Source organism: Streptomyces rimosus (assembly GCF_008704655.1).
Lineage (GTDB): Bacteria > Actinomycetota > Actinomycetes > Streptomycetales > Streptomycetaceae > Streptomyces > Streptomyces rimosus.
On sequence record NZ_CP023688.1, the window covers coordinates 502,317 to 524,988 of the forward strand.

Below are 22,672 nucleotides of genomic sequence, written 5' to 3' on the forward strand. Positions count from 1 at the left end.
CTTTTGTGCGCGAAACCATGAAGGCGCGAGATTCGACCGCTCCCTTTGCGAATTGCATGACATCTCGCTGTGGTCCGGCCCGCTGCCGCGCGACCCGACCCGGCGTGGCGGCACCCGGGGCTCCCGAAAAATCTTGCGGGGAAGTGCCCCCAACGGCCCCCTCCGCACGCCCTCCTCCTTCGACCGGCTCTCATCCCGAGCGTACGAAGGAGAAGGACCATGAAACGGAAGCTGGTGCCGGGTGCGGTGCGGGTGGCGCTGCTGGGTCCGGTGATGGCTCTGGCGAACCTGTTGCTGCCTCCGGGCACACCCAGGGACCTGCTGGTGTTGTGCGCCGACGCCCTCGTCAGCGCCATCGCGCTCTGTCCGCGCCCCTTGCACCACCGTGCGCCGTACGCGCCCGCCGGTGCGCCCCGCCCGCGGCGGTTCACCGTACGCGCCCGCGTGCGACGCTCGTGCCGCGGCCTGGAACAGACGAACGGGGTGGAGCAGTGACCGTACTATCCGGCATCGGCACAGCGATCACCGACGCGGACGACGCCACCCTGGTCCGGCGCTTCCGGTCCACCACCGACCCGCAGACCCGCGACGCCCTCTTCGAGAGGCTCTACGCGACCCACCGCCAACGCCTGTACGGCTTCTGCCTCAAACGTCTGCTTCCCGACCGGGACGCCGCGCGGGAAGCGTTACAGGAAACCTTCCTCACGGCCTGGACGAAGCTGGACACGCTGGAGCATCCGGAGGCCCTGGAATCCTGGCTCTACCAGATCGCCTGGCGGCGCTGCGCCCAGCAGCGGCGGAAGCGGGACCGGGCCACCGGGGTGCCGTTGGACGGCTGGGAGGAGTCCACCGGCCGGGAGACGGCCCGCCGTCAGCGGCAGATCGCGGCGGACGACGCCGACTTCGCGGTCCGGCGCCGCCGTGCCCTGGCGCTCGTCCGGAACATCGCGGCGGCACAGGGCCCCACCAGGCAGCGCTTCCTCGATCTGTACGTCGGCGAGGAGCTGACCGGCGACACGCTGGCACGCCGGCTCGGGCGCGCCGGCGGAAGCACCAAGGAGGACAACGAGGCGCTGCGGACGGCGTTCAGGTCCAATGTGCTGGCCAAGGACCCGCACAACCGGAAGGCGTGCGGCCGGCTGGCGGGCCTTCTGGCGACCGCGGTGACGTACTGGACCGCGCAGGCCGCGAACGCACAGCGGGCAGGAGACCCTGCGGCGGCCGACCGCGCGCGGCGCACCAAGGAAGCCCTGGAACGCTTCCTCGCCGATCCGGACCCCGACAGCACCAAAGCCCTGCCGGACGCCGTGTGCCGTACCGTCACGCGGCACACCGGCCAGTGCCCCACGTGCCGGGGCAGCGCCCGGCGCAGCATCGCCCGCTGGTTCCCGGCGGTCGCACCCTTCGCGTTCACCGATGTGATCATGGACGCGGTCCGTGACCGGTTCGACCTGGTTTCCGCGAGTGTCCCGGCCGACGGCGGGACGGGGACGGAGGTCAAGGGCAGGCGGAGCCGCCGGTCCAGCGGCAGGACCGGTGACCGGTGCGGAGGTTCGTCCGGCCGTCCGGGCAAGTCGCCGGGCATCGGGCGCCGCATCACGGTGAACACCCTGGTGGCGCTCGCATTGAGCCTCGGTGTCGTGTACGGAAGCGGCGGCGCCGACCTTCCGATGGCGCAGCTCCCCTGGAGTTCTCCGGCCTCGTCGGGAGAACACCGCGGCACTCCCCCGGCGTCCGGTGGCGACCCGGCACGCCGTACGCCTGCCGGCCGTACATCTGGTGACCGTACGGGTCCAGAGCGCGCCGCCCCCGCGCCGCCGCCGAAGAGCTCGGCCGCCGCGAGCCCGGCCACCCGACCCGCCTCGCAGGCGGATGAGGCGGCGCACCGGTCCACCGGACCGGCGGACGGCTCCCCGCCCCCGGCGTCGACGCAAGCCGCCACCGAGGAGCAGGCGTCACACGAGGAGACCGCGGGCACCCAGCCGTCCGAACAACTCCCGACGGCCCCGGACCCTGACCCCGCCGCGGGTACCGGAAGCACGGATATGCAGGCGTCCATGTCCCAGTCAACCTCCCAGACGCCGTCCCAGTTGACCTCCCAGACGCCGTCCCAGTCGTCATCGTCCAGCTCGTCCGCCGTCGACCCCTCCGTCCAGCATCCCTCCGCCTTCCAGGAGTTCCTCGTCCATTCGAGCACCACCAGCGACGAGCCCGGGTAGCGCTCCACCGGAGATCACCTTCCGGGGCCGGGCGGCAGCCGCACCGTCATGCTCAAATGGCAGATTCCGCTGCCAGCGCCGCGGTAGGCGCGGGCGGCGTCGCCGTCGAAGGTGGCGGTCGGCCTCGGCACCGCGGCCGTCACCGTCAGCCTGCCGGCCCTGGCCTGAGCGGGCCCGCCGACGCGGATGCGGACGAGCCCGGCTCCGCCACCGGAGCCGGGCTCGTCCGTGAGCAGCCGGTACGTACGTCAGCAGGAGCCGAGGTCCTGCCAGACGCCCCATTCGCCGGTGCTGCCGGGCTCCTCGCCCGTCGTCCACCACTTGGCCTTCCAGGTGTGGCCCTTGTGCGACACCTGCTGGCCGGCCGTGTAGACCGTGCCTGCGGCCCAGGGGGCGGCCGTGCACTGGCCGCCGCTGCCGCCGGTGATGGTCAAGGCGTAGGTCGCCGAGTGGCTGCCGGAGGGGCCGGTGCCGGTGACGGTGATGCGGTGGGTGCCGGACGGCGCCGCGGCGGTCGTCGCGAGGGTCAGGGTGGCGGAGCCGCCCGCCTTGACGGAGTCCGCGCTGAGCGAGGCGGTGACGCCGGCGGGGACGCCGTTGACGGTCAGGTTCACCTTCTGGGCCGCGCCCGCGGTCACCGCGGTCTGCACCGTGGTGGTGGCCGTACCGCCCGCGGTCACCGATCCGGTGGCGGGTGCCGCCGTCACCGAGAAGTCGTTCTGCGGGGTGCTGGAACCGCTGGTGAAGGGGGCGAAGATACGGGTGAAGTCCCAGGTCTGCTGCTCGATGCCGGAGCAGTTGTCGGAGGCCGGGCCGCCGGGGCAGCCGCCGTTGTCGCGCTGGAGCGCCCAGAACGACAGGGTGTTGATCTTTTTGGCGGTGGCCCAGCCGTAGACCTGGCGCGCGTTGGCCAGGGTGAAGGTCTCGGCCGGTCCGAAGTCGTCGACCCCGGGCATCTCGGTGACGCCGATCATGCCCCAGAGCTGGGCGTCGCTCTTGTCCGGGTACAGGCGCGCGAGTTGATCGTGCAGGCCCTGGGCGGCGGTCTCGGTGTCGTTCGCCATGTTGTGGGTGGCGTTGTCGTAGTAGTCGAACGTCATCAGGTTGACCACGTCGACGCGGGCGCCGTTGCTCACCGCGTTCCGCAGCAGCGCCACCCCGTTGGCGGCCGGACCGCGCGTGGTCGTCGGCAGCGTGTAGGAGATCTCCAGCTTCCGGCCGTTGGCCGCCGCCCAGTCCTGGACGAGCTTGATGGCCTTGTTGCGCCGGTCGATGCCCGCGGTGTTGTCGAGCGCGTCGACCTCGATGTCCATGTCGAGCCGGCTGATGTCGTAGGTCGTGACGACCTTCTCGTACGCGGCGGCGATCTGCTGGACATCGGTGCAGCTGTCGGCGATCTCGGTGCCGGTGGTGTCCGCGGTGTACCCGCCGAACGAGGGGATGACGTCGCCGCCCCGGCCCTGGATGGTCCTGATGTCGGCGCCGAAGGTGGCCGGGGAGATCGGCATGCCGGTGTTGCCGTTCCACAGGGGCGTACAGGAGCCCTTACGGTCCGTCTGGATGAACGCCATCGTCAGGTGCTTGGCACCCGACTCGGCGGCCATCGCGGCGGGGCTCTGGCCGGTCCACGCCTCGAAGTAGGGGGCGAAGACATGGGCGGGGAGGGGGGTCGCGGCCGACGCGCCGCCGGCACCGGTCACGGCGAGGCCGAGCGCCGCGACCGCGGTGACGGCGGCGGTGAACGCCGCGCGCAGGGAGGGGATGCGTCTCATGGGTGTGGTGTCCAACCGACGAGGGGGATGACCGCTGGTCCCGTACGGAGGACGGGGCCGGGACGAAATTCCCGCACGGGCAGGGCCATGTCAATGGTCTGGACCAAGATGGGACTAGACCAATCGGGTCGTGGCTGCCGGACACCCGCCCGGGCGCGCCCGCGGTACGGGCTTCCCGTCTGCTCTGCGAGGTACCGCTACGCCACATCCGTTGCCTGGACCACGCGTTCCGTGAACGGTCTCGTCCGCCCCGGGCCGTTACCCCCGGTGTAATCGACGGTGTGCGCCGCCCTGGGCGAAAGTTGCCACCACGCACCACCACCTCAGCGCCCAGGATCGCCCAGGAAGGAAATGCTCATGCCGTACGTCGAAGGCTCCGGCGGAACAAGCCTGTTCTACACCGACTGGGGCCAGGGGAAGCCCGTGGTGTTCGTGGCCGGGGCCTGGCTCAGCAGCAGCTCATGGGAGTTCCAGATGCTGCCGCTGTCCGAACAGGGCCTGCGCTGCATCGCCTTCGACAAGCGCGGCCACGGCCGTTCCGACTGGGCCGGCCACGGCTTCGACTACGACACCCTCGCCGACGATCTCGCGGCGCTGCTCGATCACCTCGGCCTCCGCGAGGTGACCCTGGTGGCGCACTCGATGGGCAGCGGGGAGGTGATCCGGTACCTGTCCCGGCACGGCCGGGACCGGGTGAGCCGGGTGGTGCTGATCGGGGCCACCGCGCCGCTGCTGATGCGGACGGAGGACAACCCGGAGGGCATCGACCGGGCCGCGTTCCAGGCCCTGCTGGCGGAACGGTCCCAGGACCGCCCCAGATGGATGGCCCAGAACGCCCAGGCGTTCTTCGCCACGCATCTGGGCAACCACATCTCCGCCGAACTCATGGAGTGGACGGTACGGCAGTGCCTCGACTGCTCGGCCAAGGCCGCCGTCGAGGTGGTCGGCACGGGCTACTCCACCGACCTCCGCAAGGAGGCCGCCGCACTCCAGGTGCCGGTCCTGATCATCCATGGCGACGCCGACGCCTCCGCGCCCATCACCCTGTGCGGGCGCCGCCTGGCCCAACTGGTGCCGGACAACCGCTACAAGGAATATCCCCGAGCCGGGCACGGCGTCTTCATCACACACGCCGAACGCCTCAATCAGGACCTGCTCGACTTCATCGCGGAAACGTCCTCCTGAAGCGGGCGGGTCCGGCCCGGATCGAACGCATCCGGGCCGGGTCGGAGCGCGTACGCCGGTCAGTTCGACAGGTGGTTCGCGAACATACCGGGCTCGTAGGAGCCTCCCTTCTGGTGCACGATCACCGCGAGCCGGTTGGCCGCGTTGACCATGGCGACCGAGGTGACCAGCGCGGCGACCTGGTCGTCGTCGTAGTGCTTGCGCACCTGGTCCCATGTCTCGTCGGAGACGCCCTGGTGGGCGTCGGCGAGCCGGGTGCCCTCCTCGGCGAGGGCCAGCGCGGCCCGCTCGGCCTCGGTGAACACGGTGGCCTCGCGCCACACGGCGATCAGGCTGAGCCGTACCGCGGTCTCCCCGGCGGCCGCGGCCTCCTTGGCGTGCGCGTCCACGCACCAGCCGCAGCCGTTGATCTGGCTGACGCGCAGCGCCACCAGTTCCTGCGTGGTCTTCGGCAGGGCCGACTGCGCGATCAGCAGGCCGGCATTGGCGAACCGCTTGGTGAACTTGGCGGCGAACTCGTTCTCGAACAGGTTGAACCGGGCGTCCATGACGTCGTCCCATCTCTTGGCAGCGAACCGAACGCCCACAAGATGCCGACGCGCCGCCCCTTGTGACGGGATGCCCGTGTGACGTACGCCACCGCGCACCGGTGTCACAGAACCGCGGGGACCGGCGTCTTGTGCGCGTGACGGAGTCGGGAACGGACAGGCAGGAGCGAGCGGTGACGAGCGAGCACGGCGAAGGCACGGACGGACGCAGCGGAACCACGGCGGGCCCGGCCGGGCCGCCCGCCGGAGGCGGGAGCCTGGACCCCGCCACCGAGACCTTCGTCGCCCACCGCAATCTGCTGTTCACCGTCGCCTACGAGATGCTCGGTTCGGCCGCCGACGCGGAGGACGTCCTCCAGGAGACCTGGCTGCGGTGGACCGGGGTGGACCTCGACTCGGTACGGGAGCGGCGTGCGTACCTGGTCCGGATCACCACCCGCCAGGCGCTGAGCCGGCTGCGTACGCTCGGCCGCCGCAAGGAGTCCTACGTCGGTCCCTGGCTGCCCGAACCGCTGCTCACCACGCCCGACGTGGCCGAGGACGTCGAACTGGCCGACAGCGTCTCGACGGCGATGCTGCTCGTGCTGGAAACCCTCGCGCCGACCGAGCGGGCGGTGTTCGTGCTGCGCGAGGTGTTCGCCCTCGGGTACGACGAGATCGCCGAGGCCGTCGGCAAGAGCCCGGCCGCGGTCCGCCAGATCGCCCACCGGGCCCGGGCCCATGTCGCGGCCCGCCGGCCACGCGGCGCCGTGTCCGCCGCCGAGGCCGAAGGCGCGCTGGAGGCGTTCCGGCGGGCGGCCGAAACGGGCGATCTCCAGGGCCTGTGCGATCTGCTCGCGCCGGACGTCGTCTTCCTGGGCGACGGCGGCGGGGTCAAGCAGGCCGTCCTGCGGCCCGTCGTCGGGTCCGACAAGGTGGCCCGCCTGCTGGCCGCCGGCCTGGGCAACGTCGCCGCGCTGGGCTCCTTGCGCCCTGTTCGGGTCAACGGCCACCCCGCCCTGGTGCTCCGGCTGGACGACGCCATCGACACCGTCGTGACGGTACGCATCGACGACGGCCTGATCACCGGGCTCTACGCCGTACGCAACCCCGAAAAGCTCTCGCACATGCACCGGGAGACCGCCCTGCGCCGCTGATCCGCCTAGATCACCCCTTCACTGAGTTCGAAGAAGAGGCGGCCCGCTGCCGGGGAAGTGAACTGCCGCTGCAATTCGGCGCGGGCGGCCTGCTTGCGGAACTCTCCTTCGTAGGAACCGTCACCGGCGTTGTGCATCAGCTCGGTGATCCATGCCGCGAATGCCTGGTAATTCCAGACGTGGCGCAGGCAGGTCTCCGAGTAGCTGTCGAGCAGGCCGGAGTCGCCCGTGCGGAACCAGTGGATAACGGCGCGCGCGAACACCTCGGTGTCGTAAAGAGCGAGGTGTACGCCCTTCGCGCTCATCGGCGGGACGATATGCGCCGCGTCTCCGAGCAGGTACAGCCTGCCGTGGCTCATCGGGTCGTGGACCACGCACCGGAAGGGCACGAGCTGCTTGTCGACGATCGGGCCGGTCGGCACGGTGGCGCCGAAACGTGCTTCCAGTTCGCTCCATATGCGCTCGTCCGGCCACTGCTCCAACGGCTCGTCGGCCGGGCACTGCAGGTAGATACGGCTGGCGTGCGCCCCGCGGGGCATCATGCCGGCCAGGCCGCGGGAGTGGATGGCCATGCCGGACGGCTTGGCCGGGACCTCGGCCAGCACGCTGAGCCAGGAGTACCGATATTCATGGGAGTAGCGGGTGAGGACGCCGGCCGGGATGGATGCCCTGCTGACGCCGCGGTAGCCGTCACAGCCGGCGACGAAGTCGCAACTCACGGCCTTTTCCGAACCGTCGGTGTCCCGGTAACGCACCGTGGGGCGTGCGCTCCGGAGATTTTCCAGGGTGACGTCCGCGGCCTCGAAGCGGAGATCTCCGCCGCCCTGGAGGAAGACATCGGTGAGGTTGCGGACGAGAACCTGCTGCGGGCAGAAAATGCTCTCCATTTCCTCGCCCTGCCCGAAATCCATCGGGTGGCGCACGCCGTCGATCCAGAACCCGCCCGTGAAGTCCGTGAAGGAGTCCGGCTCCACCACGGCCGCGAGTCCCCACTCGCGGAACATGCGCACCCCGCGGGCGTCGACGGTGCCCGCCCGCTGCCGCTTCTCGACGTATGCGCGGCTGCGCCGTTCCAGGACGACGCAGTCGATGCCGTTGCGCAGCAAGAAGTTGCCGAGTGTGAGGCCGGCGACTCCGGCCCCGACGATCACGACGGCGGTGTTCTCCGGTGTTTCGGTCATGTGTGACGCGCCCTTTCTTGACGGGGGCGTGGGCCGGACACGTCAGGGCGTGTCGGCCTGCCGCTTCGGGGAGCGGCGCCCGGCCACCACTGTCGGCCGGACGGCACCACGTCGCCCACCGGTAAAGGGACGCGGAATACGGAAAAGCCGCCAACCTGGGCGCTACGGTCCGTCGCCCCGCAGATTCGCCTGATAGCGCCCGGGAGTCTGGCCGACGACTTCGCTGAAGGCGTCGATGAAGCTGGAGGGGTTGGACCAGCCGCACTCCACCGCGGTCCCGGTGACCGACCAGCCATTGGTGAGGTGGACCAGGGCATGGTGGACGCGCAACGTGGTGCGCCAGCGGTGGAAGCTCATCCCCAGCTCGGTGTGGAACAGCCGGCTCAGGGTGCGCTCGCTCGCGCCCACGGTCCGGCCCAGCTCGACCAGGGTGGCGGCCCGGCCGGGATCGGCGTGCAGCAGATCGGTGACGGCGCGCAGCCGGTCGTCGCGCGGTTCGGGCAGGTGCAGGGACTGTTCTGACGATTCGGCGAGCTCGTCGATCACCACGGCGAGCAGCCGGTCATGGGCGCCGGGGCGGACCTCTTCCCGATCGGTCAGCACCAGCAGCACTTCCCGCAGCAGCGGGCTCACCGCGCATACGCAAGGGTGCGCCGCGAGTTCGCCGCACCGGTCGGCCGGTACGGCAACGAGGCGGGCGTCGGTCTTCCCGTAAATGCGGTGGGAATGGACGAACCCCGGGGGCGTCCACGTCACCCGGTTGAACGGCGCGACCCAGGTACCGCGCTCGGTCGTGGTGGCCAGGGCGCCGGCGGCCGCGTACACCAGCTGTCCCTGCGGGTGGGAGTGCGGGGCGAGGTGATAGCCGTGCGGAATCCAGCCACTGCCGTGGGGTGTCGTCGGCCATCGCGCCGACGAGGGGCGGGTTTTCAGCATCGGACGCCAGCCTACTGGCCGCAGGACACCTGCGAGGGCTCCGCCCAAGGTGCTCCGATGACCGGCCAACAGCACCAGAGTCAGTCGCAGAGCGTCGGGAACACCGTCGTCGCACCCGTCCCGACCCATATCGGTCCTCGTTCCGGGTTGCTGAATCTGGACCGCCGCGCCGCTTGCCGGCCGGGTCCGCGCGCCCGTTCCGATCCCTCACTTGCCGTGTGTGTCGGCTGTTTTGTAGATGCTCCGGTACGCATTGCCCAGGTCGGTTATTCCTTTGACGACTTCGTCGAGGGAGGCGTTGAAGAGCCGTTCGCGTTCCGCAGGTGTGCGGGGCGGATTGCCGTTGGGCGGGGTCGTGACCGCCTGGCAGTTGCGGGCTCCGTGGCGCAACCGGCTCAGCGCGTTCGACCATGGCTTCTGCAGGTCTTGTACGGGTACGGGGAAGTAGTCCCCGGCCTCCGCGGCCCACTTGCCCAAGGCGCCGCACAGGCGGTTGAACGTCTTCTCGTCCACATTGACCTTGCCGTTCACATTCCGTTCCTGCGCGGCGGTCCTGAGGATTTCCTTTTTGAGGGACAACGCGGCGCGGGCCACCTGCCGTACGTGCACGGCGCCGCCGTTGTTCAGCCAGGACCAGGTCTGCCAGGAACGCAATTTGGCTGTCTCTGCTTCGTTCTTGCCCGGAGGTTTGGTTGGCTGCTTGTCCGGCGGCTGTTTGACCTGCTCGGTCGATTCCTGCTGGAGCCGGGCCGACATGGCCGGGGAAGTCGGCGTTGTGGTCGCCACAACAGTCAGGAGCACGGCGGGGGCGCCGAGCGCCAGGACCGTACCCGCTCTGAGGAGCACCGCGGCCCTGCGTACCGGCGCGACCGCCGCCGGGGCCGGGGCGGGGACATGCGCCCGTACGGAACCGCCCGCAGCCGCCCGCCGCCTCCGCACCCACCGAACAGCTCCCGCCGCCCCCACCCCCGTCAAGGCAGCGCAAGCCGAGCCGAGAACGGTGCTGACGAGGGTGAGGAGGACGACCGCGCGGCCGACGTTCAGGCCGTTGTCGGTGTGCCACTGGCAGCGGTCGAAGACCGTGTTCAGCGGCCCGAGGCAGCCGTCGGCCGCGTACAGGAGGAACACCCCTGCGTACGCTGCCAGCTGGGTGACCTGGGCGGCGATCAGTGCCCGTGGCAACTGGTGCCGCCGGGAGAAGGCCGCCACGAGTGCGGCGGTCAGCAGGCAGGCCGCCATGACCGCCACGATCGTCCACCACTCGTGGACGACGAGGAACGGACCGGTCCGTTCCTTGGGCGTGCCGGGCCGCTGGAAGTGGAGCATGAACGACGCCAGGGCCACGCCCGCCCAGGCCACGAGCCCGCCCGCGAGACCGGCGACCAGTGTCCGGCGCATCCGTGGACGCGCACCCGGACGGTGCAGGAGCAGCAGGACCAGCGGTACGAGCCACATCAGGATCGTCGCGGCGCCCGCCAGTTGTTCCCGGTGCAACGGCGTGATCAGCGCCAATCCCCAGGAGAGGCCCGACAGGTCCATGGTGTACTCGCGCCAGAAGCCCGGCACGGTCCTGGCGTAGTACTTGGCCAGTCCCCCGCCGCCCATGTCGCCGCCGCCCAGCGCGATGCGCCGGCCGCCCAGCTCCCACCACCACAGGCCGCTCCACAGCACCGCCGCGGTCACGGCCGCGCAGAGCACCGCGGCCGCCCGGCGCTGCATCCGCCTGGGCAGACCGAGGCACAGGCGCAGGGTCTGCGACCACCACACCGTGGGGACGGCCGCGATGAACAGGAACGCCAGCAGATACTGCGGCTGCGGCATGAACCAGTCGACCCGGTAGCGCCCGCTTTCGACCCACTCGCCGACGAGCAGCCCGCAGCCCAGCCAGAGACCGGCGACCGCGCCGGAGCCGGTGCGCCCGACCGGTGTGCGCCGCGCCCGTATGATCGGCGCTCCCAGGACGAGGCAGATCACCGGAGCCACCAGCGCGACCGCGAGCCACAGGGACGTACTGCCCTCGCCCAGGAAGTTGAGCGTCCCGAGCGAGCTGGTCAGCAGCGCCGCCGAGGCGCCGGTCAGGAACATCTCCAGCGGGCTGATCCGGGAGAGGCGGCCGGTGTCGACGAGTACCCGCCGGCGTTCCGCCCAGCCCGGATGGGTGCGCAGCGGTGCGGTGAGGCGGTACAGCAGAGGTACCACGGACGCGTTGCCGGGCGGCTCCGGCCGGTCCCATTTCGCGGGGTCGGCGCCCCACTCCACTGCCTGGACGTCGGCGTGGAGTTCGCGCCGCCGCAGCAGGTCGGCCCGGGCCAGGTGGACCAGTCCGGCGAGCAGCAGCCCGGACCCGGCGGATGCGAAGATCACGGTCGCGGCGTCGGGCCACCACGGTGAGTCGGTGCCGGACAGGGCGAGGACGGTGATCCAGGCGTCCATGGCGAGCGTGGGCAGCAGGGCGAGCAGGACGAAGACCCGCCACAGGGCCGTACTGGCGTAGGCGTAGTCCACGTCGCGGTGGTGCACATGGGCGAGCTCGTGGAGGACGACGGCGCGGAAGCCCTCGGGGTCGGTGCCGCGCCGGGCCAGCAGGCCCGCGTGCAGGCAGACGGTGTAGCTGCCGGTACGGCCGTAGACGGCGGCCCCGGACGTCATCCGGGCCGGATCGACGCGGAAGCGCAGGGCCGAGCGGATTCCGGTGCGCTCGTGCAGCGCGGCCAGCTCGACGTCCAGCGTGCCGTCGGCGTCGACCTCGCCGACGGCCACGGTGCGGCGCCGCCGGTCGCGTACCGCCGGCAGGAACCAGTACACCAGCGCGGCCAGGACGAACAGCGCCAGGGTCGCGAGCAGCCCCGCGTAGGGCCGTTCGGCGTGTTCGGCGAAGCACTTCGTCAGGAGCCCGCCCCGCCGCATGGTCGCCATGAGGTTGTCCAGGTCACTGCCTCTCGGGTCGAAACCCGCGGCGTACAGGCAGCCCATGGTGCCGCGCAGCTGGGAGACGCCCTTGTCGCCGCGGTCCCGGAGGATCGACAGAAGGATGTCGAACGTGGGGACGGCGGCCGCCGTGACCATCACCATCAGCAGCGCGAAGCGCGCCCCGGTTCCGGTGAGGCTCCTGGGCGCGGTGAAGGATTTCATCAGACGCCGGGCGGCCTGAGGGGGGCCGGAGCAGAGGGTGTGTCAGGGGCAGGGGGCTCGTCCCGGGCAGGAGGAGCGCCGGGGGCAGGGAGTGCATCCGGGGCAGGGGGCGCGTCGGGGCCGTCGGTGACCGCCGGCTGTTCCCCGCCGGCCGTGGCGATCCGCGCCACGACGCCGTCCGCGAGGGCCTCCGCCTCCCGGAGGTCGATGCCGCGCTCCGCCGCTCGCTCCAGGATGTGCCGCCGTACGAGCGCCAGCTCGGCGGGGTCCAGCCCGGTCAGTACCCGGTCGGGAGCGGCCGGAGTCCGTGTCCGGCGGAACAGTCTGCGCATCCCGGCCCGGCCGCGCGCCGTCACGCTCTCCATGGCCGCGTCGACGGTACGGCGGGCCGCCTGGTCGAGAACCAGCCAGACCACGGGCGTGACCAGCGCGGTCAGTTCCGCGTACCCGAAGCCGAGCGGTTCCCGTCGCCGTCCCCGGCCGGTGAGGGTGCGGATCACCCGGTCGTCGTCCAGCCTCCGCAGGCTGTCGACGAGCGGCAGCTCGTGCGCCGCGTGCTCCGCCACCACTTCGCGCACCAGATCACGTACGTACACGGTGATCAACCCCCGATACCCAGCAGCCAGTTGAGACCATTGGAGCAGCACTTCGCCACAGGGGAAACAGTGGTGAAGGCATTCATGGGCCGGGGCGCTGCCAGGGGCGATGATGGACGCCCGGCCCGCACGATCGGGCACTCCCGGCACCGGATCAGCCTGTCAGCTAGGAGGCACGGCATGGGTACGCACATTCCTGGACCCGAACCCCGGCCGGACGGCGGGGTGGATGCTGTCGCGGCGGCGGGTGGGCTGCACCGGTATCAGTTGTGGCTGCATGCCGAGTACGGGCCCGTGGTGCGGTTCCAGCTGCCGGGGGCGGAGACGGCCGTTTCGGTGGCGGATCCGGTGCTGCTGGAGGCCACGGCGCACATCGACAAGCGGCCGGAGCGGTTGTTCGAGTTTCTGGCACCGCTGTGCGAGGCGGGCAATCTGCAGGTGTTGCCGGCCGAGGAGCACACCCCGTGGCGTCGGGTGCTGTTGTCGGTGCTGGCCGGGCGGCCGTCGCACGAACGGCACTTCGAGCGGTTCACCGAGCTGACGACGTCCCTCGCGGACCGGTGGGCCGGGCAGGGCGAACAGGAACCGGTCGCGTTGCAGAAGGAACTGACCGCACTGTCGTTGCGGATGATCGGTGCGTACGCGCTGGGGGGCGACGCGGCGGATCCGGAGAAGGTCATCGCGGCCTTCGAGGAGGTGCTCACCGAGTATCTGGGGCGGCTCTACCAGGTGCCCGTGCCGGGTACGGAGGAGGAGCGCGCCCGGCGGGCGGAGCAGGCCCTCGCGTATCTGCGGGCGACCGTCGACCGGGTGCTGACGGCGCACCGCCCTGACAGCCGTACGGACCGGAGCGATCTGATCGGGGCCCTCGTGGCGGCCGGTGAGGACCCGGCGCGGATCCGTGACACGGTGATGGTGGCGATGCTGGCCGCGCACCACACGACGGGCGTGGCCGTGTCGTGGACCCTGCACCTGCTGGGACGCCACCCCGAGGTGGCCGAACGCGTCGCCGGGGAGCTGGACCGCGTGCTCGGCGACCGTGCGGTGCCCGGGTACGCCGATCTGCGGCGCCTGACGTATCTGGACATGGTCCTGAAGGAGTCGATGCGGCTGTTCCCGCCCGGTCCGTACGGTGCACGGGAGACGACCGAGGCGCTGGTCCTGGGCGCGTACGAGGTTCCGGCCGGGACGGTGATCTTCTATCCGTTCTGGGCCGTCCATCTGAACCCCGATCACTGGCCCGAGCCCGAGAGGTTCGTGCCCGAGCGGTTCCTTCCGGAAGAGGTGGCCAAGCGTCCGAGGCTGGCGTACATCCCGTTCGGCCTCGGGCCGCGCAGCTGTGAGGGCGCCGGTCTGGCCACGGTCGAGGCGCAACTGGTCCTGGCCGTACTGCTCAAGCGCTTCCGGTTCCGGCCTGTGCCAGGGCATGAGGTGACGCCGATCGAGCGGTTCGTGCTGTGGGCGGCCGATGACATCCGGATGTTCGTGAGTCGGCGGGAGGTGGGGGCGGGGAGCCCGTGAGTCCGCGGTCCCCGCCCCCGCCCGGCTCAGCTCTTCTTCGTCAGCGCCTTCTCGACGTCCGTGAGAACCGCCTGCGCGGCGAGCGGGCCGCCCGAGCTGTTCCACGCGGAGCCGTCGATCACCACGACGTGATGCTTCTCGACGGCCTTGAGCTTGGTGAAGTTCGGTACGGCGGTGGCCTCCTCAAGAGCCTTGTCGCCCGCGGCACGGTCGCCGAGCGCGCCGATGAAGAGCCAGTCGCCGTCGATGGTGTCCAGGCGCTCCAGGCTCACCGGTTCGCTGTGGCCGGAGCTCTCGCCCTGCTGCCCCTGGGGCCGCTTGAGGCCGAGGGCGGCGAGGGTGTCGCCGACGTGTCCCTTGCCCTTGCCGACGATCGAGGGCGCGCCGTTCTGCCAGCGGATGACGCTGGTGACCGCTCCGGCGTTGGGCCCGAGGCCGTCCTTCACGGTCTTCAGGCGGCTGTCGAAGGAGGTGAGCCACTTCGCGCCGTCCGCCTTCCTGCCGAGGGCGTCGGCGGTCGCGGTGAAGGCGTCCCGCCAGGGGGCGTTCAGTTTGGCGGTGAGCACGGTGGGGGCGATGCGGCGGAGCTTGTCCTGTACGCGCTTGGCGCCCACCGTCTCGTCGAGCAGGATCAAATCCGGCCGCAGGGCGGCGAGCTTGTCCAGGTCGGGTTCGGCGGTGTTGGCGACGATCTCGGCGGACCCGGCCTTGGGGGCGAGGTAGCCGGAGACGCCGGACTGGCCGCGGCCGCTGGTGGCGCCGATCGGCCGGGTGCCGAGAGCGAGCGCGGCGTCGAGGGTGGGCTCGCTGAGCGTGACCACTTTCTGGGGGGCGGCGGGCACCTTCACCTTCTCGCCGTTGGCGTCGGTGACGGTACGGGTGCCGGAGCCGCCCGCCTTGCCGTCGGCGCCGTCCTTGCCGCCGTCCCCGCAGCCGGCGAGGGTCAGGGCGCCGGCGAGGGCGACGGCGAGCAGGGCGGCGGGTCGGCGGTAACGCATCGGTGGTGCTCCTTGGGGGTGCGGGAGGGGTGTGGGTCAGGAAGGTCTGACAGGAGAAGGGGGGTCGCTGGGTGGGGCTTCCGGTCCGAGCAGGGCGATCAGGCCCTGGGCCAGGGCGATGGTCCAGCAGGCATAGTCGTGCCCGCCGTTGAAGTCGGCGCCGGTGACGGTGTGGCCGCCGGCGCGGAGCGTGTGGCGCAGGTCACGGGTTTGTTCGAGCATGCCCCACTCGTGGAGCCCCACGTCCAGGTGCAGCCGTAGCGCACGCGGCGCCCCCTCGGCGTAGCGGCGGGTGATCCACGCCGTCTCCCCGGCCTGCTCGCCCGGCGGGTGCCACCACAGGGAGGCGGACTGGGCCAGGACGTTGCCGAAGCGGTGCGGCGCCGCGTACCCGGCGTACAGGGCGGTGAGCCCGCCGAGGCTCTGTCCCGCGACGACCGTGCGCGCCGGGTCCGTAGCGACCGGCAGGTGCCCGGCGGCCCAGGGCAGCAGCTCCCCGGCGAGGAAGTCGACGTACGCGGGACGGCCGCCGAACTCCCGGGCGCGGGTGGCGTTGTCGACCGCGTGCGGGGCGAGCACCGTCAGCGGCGGGACCGTGCCGTCGGACATCAGGCCGTCGAGGATGTCTTCCAGGTGCAGCTGGCCGAACCACATGTCGCCGTCGAGGAGGACGAGGGTGTGCCCGTCGGCGCGCCCCGTTCGCGGCGCGGCCGGCTCGTACGTCCACACCTCGCGGTCCCCGCCGAGCGCCGCGCTGGGCACCTGATGGCGCCGGACCGTACCGCGCGGCATGCCGGGTCGCGGGGGGTCGGGCCAGGGGCGGGCGGGAGCGTGCGGGAGCTCGAAGACGGAGCCGGGCGGGCCGTGCCAGCGGGTGGCGATGGTGTGCGGGTTGAGGGGGTCGCGGACGCCGGTGGCGGCCAGCCGGTCGAGGCCGCCGGGTGGCCGCCCCCCGGTGTCGGGGGCGATGCGGTACGAGCCGCGGTGGTCGGTGCGCAGGCGGTAGGTCAGGTGCCACACGTCCGTACCGGGCAGGTGCCGCATCAGGCTCGTGGTGAGGTCCGTACGGTCCATCAGCCGGTTGACCAGCACAAGCACCTGGCGGGTCGCGGGGTCGCCGCGCCACAGGAAGGTGACGGCGCGGTGCTCGGGGTCGCCGTCGAGCGGTTCGACCAGCGGGGTGCCGGTGGCCGCCGTCTCGGCCCAGAACCGGGCCAGTTCGGCGGCGTGCGCGCGGGGCGAGCCGGCCTCGGCCAGCTCGGCGGCCAGACGGGTCAGGCGCGGGCTCTCCGCGGTCTCGGCCGGGTGGGGTCGGGGCGTGCGGGGCGGGGTGGCCGGGAGGGCGGTGGGGGCGCTGCTGTTCGTACGGGTCATCAGGTCGCTCCGTGCGCCGACGCCAGTTCCACCAGCCGGTGCACCATGTCCGCCGGGCTGGGCATGGCGGCCATCTCCTCGGCCGTCTCGCGGGCGGCCGTGGCCAGCGCCTCGTCCTCCAGGAGCCGCCGGACCAGCTCGCGTCCGGGACGGTCGGGGCCAGCGAGGGCGGACGGGTCCGGCGGGACCAGGCCGCAGCCGCGTGCCCGGACCGCCGCCGCGTTGGCCGGCCGGTCGGCGCCCTCACCGAGGACGAGCTGCGGCAGGCCGGAGTCCAGGGCGGTGAGGGTGGTGCCGGCGCCGCCGTGGTGGATGGTGGCGTCGCTGCCGGCGAGCAGCGCGCCGAGCGGTGTCCACTCCACGGGGCGTACGTTCTCGGGCAGCGGGCCGAGCCCGGAAAGGTCGGCGCCGCCGAGCGCGAGCACGAATTCGGCGTCGGTGACACGCGCGGCGTCGATGACCCACTCGATGGGCGAGACACCGTCCACGACCGGGCGGACGGTGCCGAGGGTGACCGCGATCCGGGGGCGTTCGCGCTTGCCGAAGAGCCAGTGGGGCAGGTCGCCGCCGCCGTTGTACGGCACGTAGCGCAGGTAGCGGCGGTGCGGCTCGCCGGTGACGCTCATGCCGGGCGGGGTCACGTCGAGCCAGGCGGCGATCGGCCCGGGCCCGGCCAGGCCGTGGCGGGCGTACCCGTCGGCGAGGGCGTCGTTCATCATCGCGACGTGCCGGCCGGTGTGGCCGAAGCCGACCGCGTGCAGGACCGAGGGGATGCCGAGCGCGGCGGCCACGAGCTGGCCGGCCACGCCGTTGGGGGTGTGCACGACGAGGTGGGGCCGCCAGCTGCGGGCGATGCCGGTCATGGTGTCGGCCATCTCGTCGCTGAAGAAGGAGAATCCCTTCCCCTTGGGCGGGGCGTTCTTCTCCCCCGGGGACGGCGGCTTGCCCTGCCGGCCCTTCTCCATGGCGGCGTACAGGGCGTCGGGGTCGATGCCGGGCGCGCAGTCGACGGCGGGGAGTCCGGCCGCGGCGGCGTGGCCGACGGCCCGTCCGCAGGTGGCGACGAGGACCTCGTGGCCCGCGGCGCGGAACGCCTGGGCCAGCGGCACCATCGGGTAGAGCAGCCCGAAGAAGGGCGGCCCGGCGAACAGGACACGCATCGACAACCTGCTTTCCTCCCCGACGGGCCGTCAGGCGGCGTACGGGGTACGGGTGGCGCGGCTAGGTGGCGCGGAGCGGCGGGTGTGGGCCAGGTCACACATCCGAGGTGGCAACCCGCACTAAGGTGAGCCTAAGCTAACCACGTGCTCAGCAGATCAACAACGTCCCCCGGCTGGCTGCGCAGGCTCGGTGCCGCGTGCCGCCACCACCCGCGACTCCTCCTCGCCGTCGCCGTGAGCTCCGTGTGCGGCACGGGACTTGAGGCGGTCGGCCCCCTGCTGGCCCGGCTCGGCGTCGACGACGCCGTGGCCGGGCACACCGGCCGCATCGGCTGGCTGGCCGCCGCCATGGCGGGACTGGCCCTGGTCCAGTTCGGTGCCGAGTTCACCCGCCGGTACGCCGCCGGAAAGCTCGCCCTCGGCGTCCAGCACCGGCTGCGCACCGAGGTGTTCGACTCCCTCCAGCGCCTGGACGGCGTCAAACAGGACGCGCTGCGCACCGGCCAGGTGGTCTCCCGCGCCAACAGCGATCTGACGCAGGTGCAGATCATGCTCGGGATGCTGCCGATCCCGCTGGGCACCTCGGCCCTCTTCCTCGTCGCCGTCGGCGCGATGCTGTGGCTGTGCGCCCCGCTCGCCCTGGTCGCGCTGACTGTGGTGCCCGCCACCGCGTGGGCCGCCGCCCGCAGCCGGGCCCGGCTGGTCCCCGCCACCCGCGAGGCGCAGGCGGGTGCGGCGCGCCTCGCCGAGCAGGTCGAGGAGGCTGTCACCGGCGTCCGGGTGGTCAAGGGCTTCGGCCAGGAGGACCGCGAGGTCGGCAGGCTGGCCCGCGCGGCCCGCGGACTGTTCGGGCGGCGGATGCGGGTGGCCCGTATCCAGGCCGGCGCCACCGCCACACTCGCGGCGCTGCCCGCGCTCGGCCAGGTCGGTGTCCTCGCCTTCGGCGGCTGGCTGGCACTGCGCGGCACGATCGGCCCCGGCACCTTCCTCGCCTTCGCCGCCTACCTGGCGCTGCTGGCCGGACCGGCCCGGCTGTTCGCGAGCTTCCTGGTCACCGCCCAGCAGGCCCGTGCCGCCGCCGAGCGGGTATACGAACTCATCGACGCCCGGCCCGACATCACCGAACCGGCCGCCCCGGTCGCCCTGCCCGCCGGACCGGTCGGTCTGGAACTGCGCGGCGTACGCTTCGGGTACGCGCCGAGCGACCCGGTGCTCGACGGCCTGTCCCTGGCCGTCCGGCCCGGCGAGACGCTGGCCCTGGTCGGCCCGTCGGGCTCCGGCAAGTCCACCGTCTCGCTGCTCCTCCCCCGCTTCTACGACCCGCAGGACGGCTCCGTGCGCGTCGGCCCGCCCGGAGCGGCCGTCGACGTGCGCGACCTGTCGCTCGCGGAACTCCGCTCCACCCTCGGCGTGGTCTTCGAAGAGCCCTTCCTGTTCTCCTGTTCGGTCCGCGACAACATCGCCTACGGACGGCCGGACGCCACCGACGCGCAGGTCAGGGCGGCTGCCGAGGCCGCCGAGGCGCACGAGTTCATCGAGGCGCTGCCGGACGGCTACGCCACCGCGGTCGGCGAGCGCGGCCTGACCCTGTCCGGCGGGCAGCGGCAGCGCGTGGTGCTGGCCCGTGCCCTGCTGGCCGACCCGCGGGTGCTGGTCCTGGACGACGCGACCTCCGCCGTGGACGCCGGTACGGAGGCCGCCATCCACCGCACCCTGCGCGCCGTCACCGGTGACCGTACGACCCTGCTGATCGCACACCGCCGCTCCACCCTCCAGCTCGCCGACCGCATCGCCGTCCTGGACGAGGGCCGCGTGGTGGACACCGGCACCCAGGAAGAGCTGACCGCGCGCTGCCCGCTGTTCCGCGAGCTGCTGGCCGGGCCCGGCGACTCCCTCGACGTACGGGTCACCGCCGCCCCGGACACCACCGGCCGGGGCGTCACCCCGGAGCTGTGGCCGGAACCCCCGGCCGGTGCCGCCCCGGACGCCGCGGCGGACGAGACCGCCGAGGACCCGCGCCTGGACGAGGCCCGGCTGCGCGCCCCCGACCCCGACGCCCGCTTCCGGCGGCTGCTCGCCCCGGTCCGCGCCGCGCTGCTGCTGGGCCTGCTGCTCGTCGTCGCCGACTCCCTCGCCTCCCTCGCGCTGCCGCTGCTCGTCCAGCACGGCCTGGACGCCGGGGTCGGTGCGGGCGACGGCGCCGTGCTCGCCGCCACCGTCCTGATCGCGCTGCTCGTCGTCGCGGCCGGCTGGGGCGTGCTCACCTTCCAGGCGCGCGTCACCCGGCGGGCCGGGGAACGGGTGCTGTACGGGCTGCGGGTGAAAACCTTCGCCCATCTCCAGCGACTCGGGCTCGACTTCTACGAGCGGGAACGCGGCGGCCAGATCATGACCGCCATGGTCAACGACATCGACGCGCTCTCCGCCTTCCTCCAGACCCATCTGCTGACGTCCGTCGCCGCCCTGGCCACGCTGTGCGGCGCCGTCGTGGCGATGCTCGCCGTCGACCTGCCGCTGGCCCTGACCGCGCTCGCCCTGGTCCCGCTGATCGCCGTGGCCACCGCCGTCTTCTGGCGGCTGTCCTGCGCCGCGTACACCGACGCGCGCCGGCGCATCGGCGAGGTCAACTCCAGCCTCCAGGAGAACGTCTCGGGGCTGCGCGTCGCCCAGGCACAGACCCGCGAGGGCGAGACGGCCGAGGCGTTCGGCAAGCTCTCCGAGAACTACCGCACCGCCCGGCTGCGGGCCCAGCGCTACGCCGCCGTGTACTTCCCGTGCGTCAACCTCACCGCCGAACTCGCCAAGGCCGCGGTGCTGCTGGCCGGTGCCCACCGGGTCGCGGACGGCGGCCTCAGCCCCGGTGTCCTGGTCGCCTTCACGCTGTTCCTCGGCATGTTCTTCTCGCCCATCCAACAGCTGTCGCTCGCCTTCGACAGCTATCAGCAGGCGTCGGTCGGCCTGCGCCGCACCCTCGCCCTGCTGCGCATGACGCCTTCCGTACGGCCCGCCGCCGAGCCGGAGCCCGTACCGGACCGGCTGCGCGGCGCGATCGAGCTGTGCGAGGTCACCCACCGCTACCCCGGCGCCGAGCGGCCCTCGCTGGACCGGGTGAGCCTGCGGGCCGAGCCCGGCGAGACGGTCGCGCTGGTCGGCGCGACCGGGGCCGGCAAGTCCACCGTCGTCAAGCTCCTCGCCCGCTTCTACGACGCCACCGAGGGCCGCGTCCTGGTCGACGGCACGGACGTGCGCGCCTACGACCCGCCCGCCTACCGGCAGCGGCTCGGCGTCGTCCCCCAAGAAGCCCACCTGTTCACCGGCGACATCGCCGACAACGTCCGCTACGGCCGCCCGGAGGCCACCGACCGGGAGGTCGAGGAGGCCGTACGGGCGGTGGGCGCGCTGCCCGCGGTGGCCGCCCAGCCGTACGGCTTCCGCCAGCCCGTCGGCGAGCGCGGGCAGCACCTGTCGGCCGGACAGCGCCAGCTGATCGCGCTGGCCCGCGCCCACCTCGTGGACCCCGGGCTGCTGCTGCTCGACGAGGCCACCGCCGCCCTCGACCCGGCCACCGAACGCGCGGTGCTCGACGCCGGGGACCGCCTGGCCACCGGCCGCACCACCGTCCTGGTCGCGCACCGGCTGGCCACCGCGGCGCGGGCCGACCGGATCGTCGTCCTGGACGGCGGGCGGATCGCCGAGGAAGGCACCCACCAGCAGCTCCTCGCCGCCGACGGCCTGTACGCCCGGCTGTGGCAGCACCACTCGTCCGCCGAACCCGCGCCCCTCACCCCCCAAGGATGACCCGCTCATGAAGGCACTTGTCCTCTCCGGAGGCACCGGCAGCAGACTGCGCCCCATCACCCACACCGCCGCGAAACAGCTCGTCCCCGTCGCCAACAAGCCGGTGCTCTTCTACGGCATCGAGTCCCTGGTCGCGGCCGGTGTCACCGACGTCGGCATCATCGTCGGGGACACCGCGGCGGAGATCCGCGCGGCCGTGGGCGACGGCTCCCGCTTCGGCGCGCGCGTCACCTACCTCCCCCAGGAACAGCCCCTCGGCCTCGCGCACGCCGTACTGATCGCCCGCGACTGGCTCGGCGACGACGACTTCGTGATGTACCTCGGCGACAACTTCGTGGTCGGCGGCATCACCGAACTCGTCGAGGAATTCCGGCGCTCCCGCCCGGACGCGAGCATCCTGCTCACCAAGGTCGCCGATCCCAGCGCCTTCGGCGTCGCCGAACTCGGCCCCGAAGGAGGCGTGCTGCGCCTGGAGGAGAAGCCGCGCGAGCCGCGCAGCGACCTGGCCCTGGTCGGCGTCTACCTGTTCACGCCCGCCGTGCACGAGGCCGTACGGGCCATCAGGCCGTCAGCGCGCGGTGAACTGGAGATCACCGACGCCCTCCAGTGGCTGGTCGACGCCGGGCGCACCGTGCGCTCCACCGTCATCTCCGGCTACTGGAAGGACACCGGCAACGTCACCGACATGCTGGAGGTCAACCGCACCGTGCTGGAGGCCCTGCCGCCGGCCGTCCTGGGCGAGGTGGACGGCGACAGCGAACTGGTCGGCCGGGTCCGTATCGAGGCCGGTGCCAGCGTCGTACGGTCCCGGATCGTCGGCCCCGCGGTGATCGGCGCGGGCAGCGTCGTGCGCGACTCCTACATCGGCCCCTCCACCTCCGTCGCCGACGGCTGTGTGATCAGCGGCAGCGAGGTGGAGTTCTCCATCGTCCTGGACGACTCGCGGATCGAGAACGCCGGCCGGATCGAGGGCTCGCTGATCGGCCGCATGGTCCGTATGAGCGGCGCCGCCCGCGCGCCCCGCGCGCACCGCCTGGTGCTCGGCGACCACAGCCAGGTGCAGATAGCGCCCTGAGGCCGCGTCCGCACCCCCCGCCCCCATTCGTTTCCCTTCTT

The 22,672-nt window shown here is 72.4% G+C and carries 16 protein-coding genes; 7 read left to right on the top strand and 9 right to left on the bottom strand.

Features of this window, described 5'->3' with window-relative positions; all coding sequences use genetic code 11:
- Window positions 1-219 precede the first annotated feature (219 nt).
- Complete coding sequence (locus CP984_RS41035) at window positions 220-495, top strand: hypothetical protein (RefSeq protein WP_003982109.1); 276 nt, start codon at window positions 220-222, stop codon at window positions 493-495.
- Window positions 492-2,219 carry an RNA polymerase sigma factor gene (locus CP984_RS01790; RefSeq protein ID WP_003982108.1) on the top strand — a complete coding sequence of 576 codons (1,728 nt, stop codon included), beginning with the start codon at window positions 492-494 and terminating at the stop codon, window positions 2,217-2,219. Before CP984_RS41035 ends, CP984_RS01790 begins: the two co-directional genes overlap by 4 nt.
- Window positions 2,220-2,467: 248 nt before the next feature.
- On the opposite strand, the gene CP984_RS01800 is transcribed toward CP984_RS01790, so the two are convergent.
- Window positions 2,468-3,991, bottom strand: coding sequence for a chitinase (locus tag CP984_RS01800; protein WP_003982106.1), 1,524 nt, complete (start codon window positions 3,989-3,991; stop codon window positions 2,468-2,470).
- Window positions 3,992-4,348: 357 nt separating this feature from the next.
- Between CP984_RS01800 and CP984_RS01805 the strand changes: the two genes are divergently transcribed.
- On the top strand, window positions 4,349-5,176 hold the full coding sequence (locus CP984_RS01805; protein ID WP_030180242.1) for an alpha/beta fold hydrolase: 828 nt from the start codon (window positions 4,349-4,351) through the stop codon (window positions 5,174-5,176).
- Window positions 5,177-5,235: 59 nt separating this feature from the next.
- On the opposite strand, the gene CP984_RS01810 is transcribed toward CP984_RS01805, so the two are convergent.
- The gene (locus CP984_RS01810) at window positions 5,236-5,724 is read right to left on the bottom strand and encodes a carboxymuconolactone decarboxylase family protein (RefSeq protein ID WP_003982104.1); all 489 of its coding nucleotides are present in this window, start codon (window positions 5,722-5,724) and stop codon (window positions 5,236-5,238) included.
- A 173-nt stretch (window positions 5,725-5,897) separates the two neighbouring features.
- On the opposite strand from CP984_RS01810, the gene CP984_RS01815 reads away from it, so the two are divergent.
- The gene (locus tag CP984_RS01815) at window positions 5,898-6,860 is read left to right on the top strand and encodes an RNA polymerase sigma-70 factor (RefSeq protein ID WP_003982103.1); all 963 of its coding nucleotides are present in this window, start codon (window positions 5,898-5,900) and stop codon (window positions 6,858-6,860) included.
- A 5-nt stretch (window positions 6,861-6,865) separates the two neighbouring features.
- Here the strand turns inward: CP984_RS01815 and CP984_RS01820 are convergent, their stop codons facing one another.
- The 4 genes from CP984_RS01820 to CP984_RS41040 all read right to left on the bottom strand — a co-directional run bounded on the left by CP984_RS01820 (window position 6,866) and on the right by CP984_RS41040 (window position 12,705).
- Entirely contained in the window at window positions 6,866-8,041 is a 1,176-nt protein-coding gene (locus CP984_RS01820) for a 4-hydroxybenzoate 3-monooxygenase (RefSeq protein ID WP_003982102.1), read from the bottom strand.
- Between the two features lie 162 nt (window positions 8,042-8,203).
- A complete protein-coding gene (locus CP984_RS01825) occupies window positions 8,204-8,977 on the bottom strand; it encodes a helix-turn-helix domain-containing protein (RefSeq protein WP_030180244.1) in 774 nt (257 codons plus the stop codon).
- A 207-nt stretch (window positions 8,978-9,184) separates the two neighbouring features.
- Window positions 9,185-12,109, bottom strand: coding sequence for a M48 family metalloprotease (locus CP984_RS01830; protein ID WP_003982100.1), 2,925 nt, complete (start codon window positions 12,107-12,109; stop codon window positions 9,185-9,187).
- Window positions 12,109-12,705, bottom strand: coding sequence for a hypothetical protein (locus CP984_RS41040; RefSeq protein ID WP_226048590.1), 597 nt, complete (start codon window positions 12,703-12,705; stop codon window positions 12,109-12,111). The genes CP984_RS01830 and CP984_RS41040 overlap by 1 nt, the downstream gene beginning before the upstream one ends.
- 180 nt (window positions 12,706-12,885) lie before the next feature.
- Here CP984_RS41040 and CP984_RS01845 point away from each other — a divergent pair, with 180 nt between their 5' ends.
- Window positions 12,886-14,226 (top strand): cytochrome P450, encoded by a 1,341-nt coding sequence (locus CP984_RS01845; RefSeq protein ID WP_003982098.1) that lies wholly within the window; start codon window positions 12,886-12,888, stop codon window positions 14,224-14,226.
- Between the two features lie 26 nt (window positions 14,227-14,252).
- On the opposite strand, the gene CP984_RS01850 is transcribed toward CP984_RS01845, so the two are convergent.
- The 3 genes from CP984_RS01850 to CP984_RS01860 are packed head-to-tail and all read right to left on the bottom strand — an operon-like array spanning window position 14,253 to window position 17,758.
- Window positions 14,253-15,224, bottom strand: a complete 972-nt coding sequence (locus CP984_RS01850) for an ABC transporter substrate-binding protein (protein ID WP_003982097.1) — start codon at window positions 15,222-15,224, stop codon at window positions 14,253-14,255.
- Window positions 15,225-15,260: 36 nt separating this feature from the next.
- Complete coding sequence (gene fes, locus CP984_RS01855) at window positions 15,261-16,598, bottom strand: enterochelin esterase (RefSeq protein ID WP_003982096.1); 1,338 nt, start codon at window positions 16,596-16,598, stop codon at window positions 15,261-15,263.
- Window positions 16,598-17,758 (bottom strand): nucleotide disphospho-sugar-binding domain-containing protein, encoded by a 1,161-nt coding sequence (locus CP984_RS01860; RefSeq protein WP_003982095.1) that lies wholly within the window; start codon window positions 17,756-17,758, stop codon window positions 16,598-16,600. Before CP984_RS01860 ends, fes begins: the two co-directional genes overlap by 1 nt.
- A gap of 144 nt (window positions 17,759-17,902) precedes the next feature.
- Between CP984_RS01860 and CP984_RS01865 the strand changes: the two genes are divergently transcribed.
- On the top strand, window positions 17,903-21,556 hold the full coding sequence (locus CP984_RS01865; RefSeq protein ID WP_078586881.1) for an ABC transporter ATP-binding protein: 3,654 nt from the start codon (window positions 17,903-17,905) through the stop codon (window positions 21,554-21,556).
- A 7-nt stretch (window positions 21,557-21,563) separates the two neighbouring features.
- On the top strand, window positions 21,564-22,631 hold the full coding sequence (locus CP984_RS01870; protein WP_003982093.1) for a glucose-1-phosphate thymidylyltransferase: 1,068 nt from the start codon (window positions 21,564-21,566) through the stop codon (window positions 22,629-22,631).
- The last annotated feature ends 41 nt before the right edge of the window (window positions 22,632-22,672 follow it).

Bases quoted from the DNA above. Each gene is read 5' to 3' on its own strand.
- CP984_RS01845 (WP_003982098.1), top strand. From the start codon at position 12,886: ATGGGTACGCACATTCCTGGACCCGAACCCCGGCCGGACGGCGGGGTG.
- CP984_RS01810 (WP_003982104.1), bottom strand. From the start codon at position 5,724: ATGGACGCCCGGTTCAACCTGTTCGAGAACGAGTTCGCCGCCAAGTTC.
- CP984_RS01825 (WP_030180244.1), bottom strand. From the start codon at position 8,977: ATGCTGAAAACCCGCCCCTCGTCGGCGCGATGGCCGACGACACCCCAC.
- CP984_RS41035 (WP_003982109.1), top strand. From the start codon at position 220: ATGAAACGGAAGCTGGTGCCGGGTGCGGTGCGGGTGGCGCTGCTGGGT.
- CP984_RS01860 (WP_003982095.1), bottom strand. From the start codon at position 17,758: ATGCGTGTCCTGTTCGCCGGGCCGCCCTTCTTCGGGCTGCTCTACCCG.
- CP984_RS01870 (WP_003982093.1), top strand. From the start codon at position 21,564: ATGAAGGCACTTGTCCTCTCCGGAGGCACCGGCAGCAGACTGCGCCCC.
- CP984_RS01820 (WP_003982102.1), bottom strand. From the start codon at position 8,041: ATGACCGAAACACCGGAGAACACCGCCGTCGTGATCGTCGGGGCCGGA.
- CP984_RS01830 (WP_003982100.1), bottom strand. From the start codon at position 12,109: ATGAAATCCTTCACCGCGCCCAGGAGCCTCACCGGAACCGGGGCGCGC.
- CP984_RS01800 (WP_003982106.1), bottom strand. From the start codon at position 3,991: ATGAGACGCATCCCCTCCCTGCGCGCGGCGTTCACCGCCGCCGTCACC.
- CP984_RS01805 (WP_030180242.1), top strand. From the start codon at position 4,349: ATGCCGTACGTCGAAGGCTCCGGCGGAACAAGCCTGTTCTACACCGAC.
- CP984_RS01850 (WP_003982097.1), bottom strand. From the start codon at position 15,224: ATGCGTTACCGCCGACCCGCCGCCCTGCTCGCCGTCGCCCTCGCCGGC.
- fes (WP_003982096.1), bottom strand. From the start codon at position 16,598: ATGACCCGTACGAACAGCAGCGCCCCCACCGCCCTCCCGGCCACCCCG.